The following is a 12,792-nucleotide window of genomic DNA, read 5'->3' on the forward strand; positions in this document are numbered from 1 at the left end:
GCTTTGACCAGCCCCGCCCAAGTCATCAAGACCCGCCTGCCCAACCCGCCGCCGGCTGCCGACGATCTGCTCACGCAGGTGCGCGCCGCCACCGAAGAGCTCAAGGCGAAGGACACCGTCGAGATCGATGTCCGCGGCAAGACCAGCGTCTGCGACTACATGGTGGTGGTGTCCGGCACTTCCAGCCGGCACGTGAAATCCATCGCCGACGAAGTCGTGAAGTACGCCAAGCGCCTGGATGTGCAGCCGCTCGGCGTCGAGGGCGAGCGCGAGGCGGAGTGGGTGCTGGTCGACCTGGGCGATGTCGTGGTCCACGTGATGCTGCCGCGCGTGCGCGAGTTCTACGCGATCGAGCGGCTGTGGACGGTCGGCGACGAGCCGCCGGAGCGCTGAGCCGGCGGTGAAGGCCCGCCTGATCGCCGTCGGCGAACGTGCGCCGGCCTGGGTGGCGGACGGCTTCGCCGAGTACCGCAAGCGGCTGTCGCACTGGCTGCCGCTGGATCTGACCGAGATCGAGCCCGGCCTGCGCGGCAAGAGCCGCGACCCGGTGCGCGCCTGTCAGGACGAGGGGACGCGAGTCCTGGCCGCACTGCCGAAACAAGCCACGGTGGTCGCGCTCGACGGTCGTGGCCGCATGCATTCGTCCGAGGATCTCGCACGTCGCCTGGAGCACTGGCGCGGACAGGGGCGCGACCTCGCGATCCTGATCGGTGGCCCTGAAGGCCACGCCGATGCGGTCCTCCAGCGAGCGGACGAGCGCTGGTCGCTCGGTCCGCTGACGCTGCCGCACATGCTGGTGCGGCTGGTCGCCGCCGAACAGCTCTATCGCGCTGCCGCGCTGCTGGCCAACCATCCGTATCACCGCGCCTGAGCGCGCGTCGCCGGTCCGGACGGCATCGCCCGGACCGGAGGCGCGCCGGGGCGTGCGACCTGCTGGCGGTCCAGGTGGAAGTCCGCCGGGACCTACCCGTTCGAACGACCGCGATGCCGTCCTGACGTGCCGCCTCGAAGCGCCATTGCCGGAGCACGTGGCGACGTGCCGCCTCGTCGAGGACGCGATGCCCGCTGCTGCCGTGGATGGCGACCTCCAGCGGGCGACCGTCGATGTCCACCAGCACCCGCAGGACGACGGTGCCCTGCAGGCCATGGCGGAGCGCTGCCGGGGGGAGGGCGGTGCCGTGGCGTGCGCGTACCGCAGGACGTTGCCGTCGGCCGTCACCGCGGAAACCGGCGCGGGGCCCGCGGCCGGGTGCGCGAGCGTCGGCGCGCTCGGGGCGACCGCAGGACGCGCCGGACGGCGTGTGGATCCGATGACGGTTCCGCCCGCAACGAAAAGACCAGGCCCGCGGACGCGGGCCTGGCCGATGGTGGTCCCGATGCCGGTGCGGCGATCTGCGCCGCCGCTCCGGGTCAGTCGCCGTCCGCAGCGGGATCGGGGTCGTCGCCGGGGGTGCGGTCCAGTCCGCCCTGATCGGGATCGGGCTTGCGGCGCTCGCCGCGATGGCGGGCGTCGTCGTGATCGCGGGGCTGGCGTTCGGCGTAGCCCGAGTCGGCCGCGTCATCCTTGCCGGGAGTGCCGTCGTGGCGGGAATCGTCCGATTCGTGCGGGGTCGTGTCGCGCGGGGTCATACGTCCTCCTCAGCGGCCGAGCTCGAACACCACATCGAGGGAAATCGACACGGTGTTCTCGCCCGGAGAAATTGGGCTGCCCGTCGCCTGGACTGCATCCATCGCCGCCATGCGCATCATCGGCACCGGCGGGTTGAAACCGCCGCCTTCGCTGACGCTGACGATGCGGCGCACGCGCAGGCCGAGCGATTCGGCATACATGTCGGCCCGCTTGCGAGCCAGCTCGATCGCCTTGCGGCGCGCCTCGTCGTAGGCCTCCTCGGGCTGGTCGATCTCGAAGTTGGGACCGTTGACCTGGTTGGCGCCGTTGGCGACGAGGGCATCGATCACATCGCCGATCCGGGCCACGTCGCGCAATTTCACGCTCACCGTGTTGTTGGCCTGGTAGCCCGTGATCGTGGGCGATTCGTTCTCCGAATGGCGGTACTGCGGGTAGATGTTCAGGCCGGAGGTCTGGATGTCGCGGTCCTGGAGGCCGGCCTCGCGGATCGCACGCATCAGGCGGTTCATCTGCTCGGCGTTGGCACGCAACGCGGCGTTGGCATCGGCCGCCTGGGTCACGACACCGGCGGACATCGTGGCCACATCCGGCGTGCGGCTGGCCTCGGCCTGCGCGCTGACGGAGAGCAGGGTGCTGTCGGGCGCGGTCTGGAAGGCTGCGGCGTTCGGCGTCTGGGCGTGGGAGCTCATGGCGGCGGTGGCGAGGGTCGCGGCGAGGAGGGCGGCGGCAAGCGGGCGCAGGATCATGCGGGATGTCTCCGGTTTCGAATGAAAGGGTCGGTGCGTAGCGGTGAACGGGCCGTGAGCCTGAACGGGGTTAATCGCGTTCGCGGCGCAGTGGCCGGCGATGTGGACGGGTATCCTTGTCGGCATGCTGCTGCTGGCTTCGAAATCGCCCCGGCGGGCCGAATTGCTGGGGCGTCTGGGCGTCCCGTTCTCGGTCCTGGACATCGATGTTCCCGAATTGCGCGCACCGGGCGAGACACCGGAGGCTTACGTGTGCCGTGTCGCCCGCGACAAGGTCGAAGCCGGCTGGCGGGCGGCGTCGACCACCGCGGAAGCGGTGCTGGCCTCGGACACCGAGGTGGTGCTCGACGATCGGGTCTACGGCAAGCCGGCCGATGCGGCCGATGCCGTGGCGATGCTGGAAAGCCTGTCGGGGCGCACGCACCGGGTGCTGTCGGCGGTCGCCTTGCGCACTGCGCAAGGACTGAGCGAAGCGCTGGTGGCCACCGAAGTCACGTTCGAGCGGATCGATCCGCGCGACATCGCGGCCTACGCCGCCAGTGGCGAGCCATTCGGCAAGGCCGGCGCTTACGCCATCCAGGGTGGCGCGGAGCGCTTCGTCCGGCACCTGTCGGGCAGTCACTCGGGCGTGATGGGGCTGCCTCTGCACGCCACTTCGGCGTTGCTGCGGGCAGCCGGACTGTTGCACGCGGGCGGCGTGCGATGAGCGGAACCCCGACGCACGGGTGCAGCACGGACACGGCGGCGCCCTGCGTCGCTTTCGGCCGCGACCGCGGCATCACCTTCGAATAGGGCCGGGCATGTCCGAGGAAATCCTGATCAACGTCACGCCGCGCGAGACCCGGGTCGCGGTGGTCGAGAACGGCATGCTGCAGGAACTGCACATCGAGCGCGGTGGCAGCCGTGGGGTGGTGGGCAACATCTACAAGGGCCGTGTGCAACGGGTGATGCCGGGCATGCAGGCGGCGTTCGTCGAAATCGGCCTGGATCGGGCGGCGTTCCTGCACGCCAGCGACGTGATGCGCGCGCTGCCGCCGCCTGAGATGGATGCCGAGGCCGGCGCGCCGTCGGTGCCGACCCCGGTGCCGCCGATCGCCGAATTGCTGCGGGAAGGACAGGATGTGGTGGTGCAGGTGGTCAAGGAGCCGATCGGCACCAAGGGTGCGCGCCTGACCACGCAGATCAGCATCCCGTCGCGCTACCTGGTGCTGCTGCCGCAATCGAGCGTGGTCGGCATTTCCGCGCGGATCGAGGACGACGGCGAGCGCCGTCGCCTGAAGACGCTGGTGTCCGATCTCGCCCAACAGGCCGGCGCGCACGGCTACATCGTCCGGACCAATGCCGAGGGACAGCCGCCGGAGGCGCTGGCCGAGGACATCGCCTATCTGGCGCGGGCCTGGGCGCTGGTGGGCGAGGCGGCGCAGGCCGCACGCCTGGGCACCTGCGTCTACGAAGACCTGACCCTGCCGATGCGCGCGGTGCGCGATCTGATGCGTCGCGACGTGGACAAGGTGCGGGTGGATTCGCGCGAGACCTTCGAACGCCTGCGCGGGTTCGCCGCGCAGTACATGCCGGCCTTGGCCGACGGCGACGGCGACGCGTTGGCCGAGCGGATCGAGCATTACACCGGTGCGCGGCCGATCTTCGATCTCTACGGCGTGGAGGACGAGATCCAGCGTGCCCTCGACAAGCAGGTGCCGTTGAAGTCCGGCGGCTACCTGGTGATCGACCAGACCGAGGCGATGACCACCGTCGACGTCAATACCGGGTCCTTCCTCGGACAGCGCAATCTCGAGGAAACCGTCTACCGCACGAATCTGGAAGCGGCGCAGGCGGCGGCGCGGCAGTTGCGGCTGCGCAATCTGGGCGGGATCGTGATCATCGACTTCATCGACATGGTCGATCCGGAGCACCGGCGCCAGGTGCTGCGCACGCTGGAGAAATCGCTGACCAAGGATCACGCCAAGACCACGGTCTACGACTTCTCGCCGCTGGGCCTGGTCGAGATGACCCGCAAACGCACCGTCGAGAGTCTGGAGCGCCAACTGTCGGAGACCTGCACGGCGTGCAGCGGTCGCGGTGTGGTCAAGACCGCCGAGACGGTGACCTACGAGGTGTTCCGCGAGATCGTGCGCGCGGTGCGCCAGTTCGAATCCGCGCGCCTGCTGGTGATCGCCTCGCCCAAGGTCGTGGCCCGGATCACCGACGAGGAATCCACCGCCGTTGCCGAGCTGGAGGAATTCCTGGGCAAGAGCATCCGGTTCCAGGCCGACGAGCAATACCTGCAGGAGCAGTTCGATGTCGTCCTGCTGTAGCGCCGGTCCGGTCCCCTCCCGATGAGCCCGGCGATCCGTCGGCATGCCCGGCGCGCCGGGCGTTGGTCGTGGTATCTGCTGGCTGCGATTCTGGTGACAATGGCCGTGGTGGCCGGGATCGCGTCGCAGCTCATGCCGCTGGCCGAGCGTCACCCCGAGCGGGTCGCCGCCTGGTTGAGCGAGCGTGCCGGCCGGCCCGTGCGTTTCGATGCGCTCGAGGCCGAGTGGACCCGTCGTGGACCGCTGTTGCGCGTGGACGGGCTTCGGGTCGGGGCCGACGACGATGCCGTGGAGATCGGTGCTGCGGAGATCCTGGTCGCCCAGTACGCCGGCCTGCTGCCGGGACGTTCCCTGACCGAATTGCGGCTGCGCGACGTGCATCTGGAACTGGAGCGCCGCGACGACGGCAGCTGGCATGTGCACGGGCTGCCGGGCGAGGGGCCCGGGCGCGACGATCCGTTCGCCGGCCTGGAGCGGCTCGGGGAGGTGCAGGTGCTGGGCGGCAGTCTGGATCTGCACGCGCCTGAGCTGGGCATTCGGACCCATGTGCCGCGAATCGACCTGCGCCTCCAGGTCGAGCGCGACCGCGTGCGCATCGCCGGGCGCGCCTGGCGGGTGGAAACGCACGCGCCGGTGCAGGTGGCGCTGGAGCTGTCGCGCAGCAGCGGCGATGGTCGGGTGTGGGCGGGTATCGAGCGTGCCGAACTGGACGGCTGGTCGCCGCTGTTGCGTTATGCCGGTGTCGCGGTGGCCGGCGGGCAGGGCGACGTGGGGGCGTGGATCACGTTGACGGCCAGACGGATGGTCGCGGCGCGGGCGACGGTCGCGTTCGAGGGCCTGACGCTGAAGGCGGTCGATGCCACAGACGCCGCCGAGGTCCAGTTCCAGCGGCTGGAGGCGGATCTCGACTGGCGGGTTACCCCGGGCGGCTGGCGCCTCGACGCCCCCCGCCTGCGGCTCGGGTCCGCGGACGACGTGCAGTCGCTGGACGGCATCGCGATGGCGATGGGTGTCCAGCAGGCCGTCGCCGCGGCGCGGGTGGACCTGGGTCCGTTGCTGGCGCTGCTGCCGCTGTCGGACCGGCTGCCCGACGGGGTGCGGACCTGGCTGCGCGATGTGCAGCCGGGGGTGGTGGCCACCGATGTGGCGTTCGCGCGTGATCCCGCCACGGGTGCCATGCGGATCGCGGCGCGGCTGGACGATCTCGCGTTCGCCAGCCGCGGCGAAGCGCCCGGCATGTCGGGTGTGGCGGGAACGCTGAAGGGCGATGCCGATGGCGTGGTGTTCACGCCCGACCCCCGGGCGCGCTGGCGCTTCGACTGGCCCGCCGGCTTCAGCGCGCCGCACGACATCCGCCTGGCCGGCTCCATCGTGGCCTGGCACGGTGACGGTGGCTGGGAGATCGCGACGCCGGCGTTGCGCGTCGAAGGCGAGGGCTATGCCGCCACCGTGCGGGGAGGGCTGGGCTTCGACGCCGATGGCAGCCGCCCGCGCATCGACCTGGCCGCCGAGCTCGACGATGCCGCCGTGCCGGTGGCCAGACGCTTCTGGGTCCGGCACCGGATGCCGGAGGCGGCCGTTGCATGGCTGGACGCGGCGCTCGTCGACGGTCGGGTGCGCAACGGCCGCGCGGTGGTCTCCGGCGACCTCGACGACTGGCCATTCCGGGCCGCGCCCGGGCAGCCGGCCCCGGGCCTGTTCCAGGCCGAGGGCGATCTGGCCGGCGCGGTGTTGCGGTTCCAGCCGGACTGGCCTGCGATCGACGCGCTCGAGGGCCATGTCAGGTTCGTCGCCGACGGCTTCGAGGTGAGCGGCCACGCGGCCATGGCCGGGGTCGAGATCCCGGAGATCGAGGGCGGCATCGCGAGCTTCGCCGACGCCGAGCTGCAGGTCCGCGCCCAGGCGCAGTCCGATGTCTCGGCGATGTTCGACATGCTGCGCCAGACCCCGTTGTACGAGGGGCTTTCGGCGCTGGACGAGCTGCAGGCGGTGGGGCCGGCGCGGGGGCGTTTCGCGATGACGCTGCCGTTCGGGGAGGGCGTCCCGCCGCAGATCGACGGCGAGGTCGATCTCGACGATGTGCGGGTCTCCGAGCGCACATGGACATTGGACCTCGAGCAGGTCAACGGCACGCTGCGCTACGACGAGCACGGATTCAGCGCGCCCACATTGCGCGTGCGCGCCGAAGGCGGCGACGGTCAACTGCGGCTCGCCGCCGGCGAAGGCCATGTGGAGGATCCGGCGCAGGCGCTTGAAGGCGCCTTGCAGGCCGATTTCGCCATTGCCGCGCTCCTCGACCGCGTCGATACGCTGGCATGGCTGCGCCCGCACGTGGATGGGCGCTCGGGTTGGACGGTCGGCGTCCGGGTCCCGCGCACGGTGCAGGCGGGCACCGCGCCGGCCGAGCTGAGCCTGCGCTCGGACCTGCGCGGCACCGCGCTGGCGTTGCCGGCGCCGCTGGCGAAGCCCGCCGATGTTCCGTTGCCGACGGAGGTGCGCGTGGGCCTGCCGCTGGAGGACGGTCACGAGATCGTGGTGGCACTGGGCGACCGGCTGCAGGTGCGTGCGCGCGAAACGCCGGCTGGTACCGGCCTGGGAATCGCGCTGGGCGGCGAAGCGGCGCGGCCGCCGCCGGCATCCGGCATTGTGCTGGCCGGCCGCACGGACGCGCTGGATGCGCTGGAGTGGGCGGGTCTGTTGGCCGCAGGCGACGGCGACGGGCTGCCGCTGCGGCGCATCGACCTGGTCGCCGATCGCCTGGTGCTGCTGGGCGGGACGTTCCCGCAGACCCGGATCCGCGCGGCACCCGGCGCCGCAGGGACGGAGCTCGGCTTCGAAGGCCCGGCGTTGGTGGGCGCGGTCCGCCTGCCCGAAGGCGGCATGCCGCTGGTGGGCCGGTTCGAGCGGTTGTACTGGCAGCGTCCCGAAGCCGAAGGCGCACCCGTGGCGCCGGCGCAGGCGGCCGCGTTGCCGCAGGCCGACCCCGCGGACGACGGCATCGACCCCTCGCGGGTGCCGGCGCTGCAGATCGACGTGACCGAACTGCGATTGGGCCGGGCGCGCCTGGGCGAAGCCTCGCTGCGCACGCGTCCGGTGGCCGATGGCCTGCAGGTCGATCACCTGCGCGCCCAAGGCGTGGACGGGCGGGTCGACATCACCGGTGCCTGGCGCGGTCGGGGCGTCGACCAGCGGACGCAAGCCGACGTGGAGATCGAAAGCGGCGACTACGGTGCGTTGATGGCCGCGCTGGGACAGGGCGAACTGCTGCAGGGCGGCAACGGGCGGATCGATTTCGAAGTGGACTGGCGCGGCAGTCCCGCGAACCTCGATCTGGCGAGTCTGTCCGGACATCTGGCGCTGTCGATCCGCGACGGGCAGCTGGTCGACGTGGAGCCGGGTGCCGGGCGCCTGCTCGGCCTGCTCAGCGTGGCCGAACTGCCACGCCGGTTGATGCTCGACTTCCGCGACTTCTTCGACCGTGGTCTCGCATTCAACCGAATGTCGGGCGAGGTCCACTTCGCCGGTGGCCAGGCGCGCGGCGAGGGTTTGACCATCGACGCGCCGGCGGCGGAGATCCGGATCCGCGGCAGCGCCGACCTGCGCGGGCAGACGTACGATCAGACCATCGACGTGCATCCCAAGTCGGGCAACCTGCTGACCGCGGTGGGTGCGTTGACCGGCGGCCCGATCGGCGCGGCCGTGGGCGCGGCTGCCAACGTGGTCCTGCGCCGGCCGCTGGGAGAGATCGGCGCCACGACCTACCGCGTCAGTGGCCCGTGGCGCGACCCCGAGGTCGAGGTGATCCGGCGTGAACCGCAGCGCGCCGCCGGATCGCGCCGACAGCCGGCGGGCGATCCGGCGCCATCGGAACCGCCAGTCGACGCAACGGAACCCTGAAGAGCGGGCCGTGAACGCCCGTCGGATGCCATGGTCCGTGCTGTTCTTTCTTGCCAATGGCGCCTAGCGCGTGACGGCTCGTCATCGACGCCGCTTGTTCCGGCGGCCTTCGCCCCCCATCCTGAGCGGATGTCCGAATCCCCCATCGCACTCGCCGAACGCCGCCTGCTGACGCCCGCAGGCCTCGATGTCCGTCAGCTCGACAGTACCTTCTCCGCGCTGCTGGGGCCGGGCGTCGATTTCGGCGATCTCTACTTCCAGCACAGCCGGCGCGAGAGCTGGAGCATGGAGGATGGCATCGTCAAGGACGGCGCCCATGCCATCGAGCAGGGCGTGGGCGTGCGCGCCATCGCCGGCGAGAAGACCGGCTTCGCCTACTCCGACGACATCGATGCGGCCGCGCTGCTGGCGGCGGCCGGCTCGGCGCGCGCGATCTCGCGCGATGGCCGTGCGCACGCGCCGCTGCAGGTGAACGCGCGCGGGCGGGATCGTGCGCGGCTGTACCCGGCGCTCGATCCGATCGAGGGCCTCGACAGCGCCGCCAAGGTCGGGGCCCTGCGCGATCTCGATCGTCTGCTGCGCGCGGCCGATCCGCGGGTCAAGCAGGTGATGGTCAGCCTGTCGGGCGTGGTCGATACCGTCCTGGTGGCGCGTTCGGACGGCGTGCTCGCCGGCGACGTGCGACCGCTGGTGCGGCTGAACGTGCAGGTCATCGTGGAACAGGATGGGCGCCGCGAATCGGGCTATGCCGGCTACGGCGGCCGCCACGGGTACGACGTGCTGCTGGCCGACGGCAAGCCGGAGCACTTCGCGCGCGAGGCACTGCGGCAGGCGTTGGTGAACCTGGACGCGGTCGATGCGCCCGCCGGGGTCATGCCGGTGGTGCTGGGCGCAGGCTGGCCCGGCGTGCTGCTGCACGAGGCGGTCGGCCACGGGCTGGAAGGCGACTTCAACCGCAAGGGCACCAGCACCTATGCCGGGCGCCTGGGCGAACAGGTGGCGGCGAAGGGGGTGACCATCGTCGACGACGGCACCCTGGCCGGGCGTCGCGGTTCGCTCGACGTCGACGACGAAGGCACACCGACGGGCTGCACCACGCTGATCGAGGACGGCGTGCTCGCCGGCTACATGCAGGACACCCACAACGCCCGCCTGATGGGCGTGGCGCCGACCGGCAACGGGCGGCGCGAATCGTTCGCCCACCTGGTGATGCCGCGCATGACCAACACCTACATGCTGGCCGGCCAGGACGATCCCGAGGACATGATCCGTTCGGTGAAGAAAGGCCTGTACGCGGTCAACTTCGGGGGCGGACAGGTCGACATCACCAGCGGCAAGTACGTGTTTTCGGCCACCGAGGCCTATCTGATCGAGGACGGCCGGATCACCGCGCCGGTCAAGGGCGCGACGCTGATCGGCAACGGGCCTGAAACCATGCGCAAGGTCGCCCGCATCGGCCACGATCTGGCGCTCGACGATGGCGTGGGCGTCTGCGGCAAGGACGGACAGAGTGTGCCGGTGGGCGTGGGCCAGCCGTCGCTGTTGATCGATGGCCTGACCGTGGGTGGGACCCAGGCGTGAGCGGCCGGCGATCGCGACCGGACGCTCCCGGTACGCTGCGCGCAGCGGCGCTCGATGGTCTCCGGGAGGCCTACGGGTCGCCGGCGTCGGCGTCCTCGTCTTCGTGTGGCGACGCCTGCGCCTGCAGCAGGTCGCGCAGCGCGCGGAACAGTTCCCGATAGGCATGCGGCGGCTTGTTTTTCGCGCGTTCCTGCATCGCGTTGCGGACCAGCTGGCGCAGGTGCTGGCGGTCGGCGTCCGGATGCGCGGCGAGCAGCTCGCCCAGCGCAGGATCGCCTTCGTCCAGCAGCCGCTCGCGCCAGGTCTCGGCCCGGTGCAGGAGCGCGGTTTCCTGACGCGCCGCTTCGCCGCCGGCATCGAGCGCATCGCGGATCGCCTCGAGGGTGGCGTCGTCCTCGCGGCGCATCTGCTTGGCCAGATAGGCGAGCTGGCGCTTGCGCGCGATGTGCGAAGTGATCCGGCGCGCTTCCTTGATGTGCGGCAACAGCGCCTCGGGCAGCGGCAGCTTTTCCAGCTGCGCATCGCTCAGGCGCGCCAGTTTCTCGCCCAGCGCCAGGGTCTCCAGGGCGCCGCGCCGTTGTTCGCTGCGGCTGGGCGAGAAGTACTCGCCGGTGTCTTCGTCGATTCCACGCATACCCGTTCCCGTCTCCGGTCCGATGCCGGCCTGCAAACCAGAAGGATAAGCCATTGAACCAGGTGCTCTCGCACGCGTCCGCTGCCGGCGCCACCGACGACAGCCGCGTGCGGCTGGATCGCCTGCAGGCGATCGCCGGCCAGGTGCTGGCGCTGTGCCGCGCGCGCGGCGCCGACCAGGCCGAGGTCGCCTGCTCGGAGGAGCGCGGCCTCAACATCGGCGTGCGCCTCGGCGAGGTGGAAACGGTGGAGGCCACGCGCGATCGCGGGGTGTCGCTCACGGTCTATTTCGCCCAACGCAAGGGCAGCGCGAGCACCGCCGATCTGCGCGAAGAGAGCCTGGTCGCCACGGTCGAACAGGCCTGCGCGATCGCCCGCTTCACCGAGGCCGATCCCGCGGCCGGTCTGGCCGATGCGGCGCTGATGGCGCGCGACCTGCGCGATTTCGACAGCTGGCATCCGTGGGCGGTCGATGCCGACGAGGCCGTCGCACTCGCACTGGCCTGCGAGCAGGCCGGACGCGACAGCGATCCGCGCATCGACAACTCCGACGGCGCCTCGTTCGGCAGCGGCCAGTCGTTGAGCGTCTACGCGAACTCGCATGGTTTCGTCGGCGCCGGCCGCGACACCCACCACAGCCTCGGATGCGCGCTCATCGCCGGCAAGGGCGAGGCGATGCAGCGCGACGGCTGGTACACCCTGGGCCTGGCGCGCGAGGACATGGAAGCGGCCGACGCGGTCGGACGCAAGGCCGCCGCCCGCGCGCTGTCGCGGCTGGGCCCCCGGCCCATGCCCACCGGTGCCTTGCCGGTCCTGTTCTCGATGGAAACCTCGCGCTCGCTGGTGGGGCACCTGCTGGGCGCGGTGTCCGGTGGGTCGCAGTACCGACGCGCCAGCTTCCTGCTCGACGGCGCGGGCGAGCGGATCCTGCCGGAGTGGTTCTCCATCCGGGAGCGGCCGTTCCTGCCGCGCGGACTGCGCTCGGCGGCGTTCGACGACGAGGGCGTGGCGACGCGCGAGTCGTCGCTGGTCGAGGATGGCGTGCTGCAGCGCTACGTGCTGGGCAGTTACTCGGCACGCAAGCTCGGCCTGCAGACCACCGCCAATGCGGGCGGCGTGCACAACCTCGAAATCGGCGCGAACGCCGGCGATCTGGCGTCGATGCTGCGCACGATGGGACGAGGCCTGCTGGTGACCGAGCTGATGGGGCAGGGCGTCAACGGCGTGACCGGCGATTACTCGCGCGGGGCGGCGGGCTTCTGGGTGGAGCACGGCGAGATCCAGTACCCGGTCGACGGCCTCACCATCGCCGGTAACCTGAAAACGATGTATCAGGGCATCCAGGCGGTCGGCGGCGAATGGGATCCGCGTTCGCACATCCGCGTCGGACCGATCCTCCTGGATCGCATGACCGTCGCCGGCGGCTGATGTCCCGCCCGCGCAGTCGCGTGTAGGCCATCGGTTGGGTTGGTCCGGGATGCCGGCGTACCCATGATGGGAAAGACGGCGCGATCGGCGCGACGACCAGGAGACGGACCATGTCGACCTTCGACCCCATCACCACCCAGGAAGAGCGCGGCTGGGCCATGGCGGCGCATCTCGCGGCGCTGGTGCTCGCATTGTTGACCAGCTGGCTGGTCGGCGTGGCCGGCGTCATCGGCGCCGGTGCGATCTGGCTGCTCAAGCGCGACAGTTCGCCGTTCATCGCCGAGCATGCGCGCGAGGCGGTCAACTTCAATCTGTCGATGCTGGTCTACGCCGCCGTGGCGCTGGCGTTCGGCGCGGTGCTGGTCGGTGCCACTGTGCTCACCCTGGGGTTGGGCGTGATCCTGACCCTCCCGGCCGGACTGGCCCTGCTGGTCGCGGTCATGGCCATCGCGGTGATGTGGCTGGTGTGCAGCATCCTGGCTGCGATCGCGGCATGGAACGGACAGCGCTATCGCTATCCGCTGAGCATCCGGATCCTGAACTGACGGGAGGCAGGCGAACG

At 71.0% G+C, this 12,792-nt stretch carries 11 protein-coding genes and 1 pseudogene; 8 read left to right on the forward strand and 4 right to left on the reverse strand.

Annotated features, from left to right (window positions below):
- Positions 1 to 3: 3 nt before the first annotated feature.
- Positions 4 to 393: a ribosome silencing factor gene (rsfS, locus tag RG19_RS04895; protein WP_058834293.1), complete on the forward strand. Its 390-nt coding sequence runs from the start codon at positions 4 to 6 to the stop codon at positions 391 to 393.
- Positions 394 to 400: 7 nt separating this feature from the next.
- Complete coding sequence (gene rlmH, locus RG19_RS04900) at positions 401 to 871, forward strand: 23S rRNA (pseudouridine(1915)-N(3))-methyltransferase RlmH (protein ID WP_058834294.1); 471 nt, start codon at positions 401 to 403, stop codon at positions 869 to 871.
- A gap of 118 nt (positions 872 to 989) precedes the next feature.
- Here rlmH and RG19_RS18480 read toward each other — a convergent pair.
- The 3 genes and pseudogenes from RG19_RS18480 to RG19_RS04910 form a co-directional block, all read right to left on the reverse strand.
- Positions 990 to 1,502: pseudogene (locus RG19_RS18480) on the reverse strand (energy transducer TonB); the annotation flags it as partial.
- Entirely contained in the window at positions 1,411 to 1,629 is a 219-nt protein-coding gene (locus RG19_RS18165) for a hypothetical protein (RefSeq protein ID WP_058834295.1), read from the reverse strand. The gene RG19_RS18165 and the pseudogene RG19_RS18480, both read right to left, overlap by 92 nt.
- 9 nt (positions 1,630 to 1,638) lie before the next feature.
- Positions 1,639 to 2,376 (reverse strand): SIMPL domain-containing protein, encoded by a 738-nt coding sequence (locus tag RG19_RS04910; RefSeq protein WP_058834296.1) that lies wholly within the window; start codon positions 2,374 to 2,376, stop codon positions 1,639 to 1,641.
- 124 nt (positions 2,377 to 2,500) lie between these two features.
- Here RG19_RS04910 and RG19_RS04915 point away from each other — a divergent pair, with 124 nt between their 5' ends.
- The 4 genes from RG19_RS04915 to tldD all read left to right on the forward strand — a co-directional run bounded on the left by RG19_RS04915 (position 2,501) and on the right by tldD (position 10,169).
- Entirely contained in the window at positions 2,501 to 3,082 is a 582-nt protein-coding gene (locus tag RG19_RS04915; protein ID WP_058834297.1) for a Maf family protein, read from the forward strand.
- Between the two features lie 94 nt (positions 3,083 to 3,176).
- Entirely contained in the window at positions 3,177 to 4,691 is a 1,515-nt protein-coding gene (gene rng / locus RG19_RS04920) for a ribonuclease G (RefSeq protein WP_058834298.1), read from the forward strand.
- A 21-nt stretch (positions 4,692 to 4,712) separates the two neighbouring features.
- A complete protein-coding gene (locus RG19_RS04925; protein ID WP_058834299.1) occupies positions 4,713 to 8,588 on the forward strand; it encodes a YhdP family protein in 3,876 nt (1,291 codons plus the stop codon).
- A gap of 129 nt (positions 8,589 to 8,717) precedes the next feature.
- Positions 8,718 to 10,169 (forward strand): metalloprotease TldD, encoded by a 1,452-nt coding sequence (tldD, locus tag RG19_RS04930; protein ID WP_058834300.1) that lies wholly within the window; start codon positions 8,718 to 8,720, stop codon positions 10,167 to 10,169.
- Positions 10,170 to 10,239: 70 nt separating this feature from the next.
- Here tldD and yjgA read toward each other — a convergent pair whose 3' ends face one another.
- Entirely contained in the window at positions 10,240 to 10,803 is a 564-nt protein-coding gene (gene yjgA / locus RG19_RS04935; protein WP_058834301.1) for a ribosome biogenesis factor YjgA, read from the reverse strand.
- A 62-nt stretch (positions 10,804 to 10,865) separates the two neighbouring features.
- Between yjgA and pmbA the strand changes: the two genes are divergently transcribed.
- Positions 10,866 to 12,230 carry a metalloprotease PmbA gene (gene pmbA / locus RG19_RS04940; protein ID WP_058836415.1) on the forward strand — a complete coding sequence of 455 codons (1,365 nt, stop codon included), beginning with the start codon at positions 10,866 to 10,868 and terminating at the stop codon, positions 12,228 to 12,230.
- A gap of 110 nt (positions 12,231 to 12,340) precedes the next feature.
- Positions 12,341 to 12,775 carry a DUF4870 domain-containing protein gene (locus tag RG19_RS04945; RefSeq protein WP_058834302.1) on the forward strand — a complete coding sequence of 145 codons (435 nt, stop codon included), beginning with the start codon at positions 12,341 to 12,343 and terminating at the stop codon, positions 12,773 to 12,775.
- Positions 12,776 to 12,792 lie beyond the last annotated feature (17 nt).

Source organism: Luteimonas abyssi (assembly GCF_001482195.1).
In the GTDB taxonomy this organism is placed as follows: Bacteria; Pseudomonadota; Gammaproteobacteria; order Xanthomonadales; family Xanthomonadaceae; genus Luteimonas; species Luteimonas abyssi.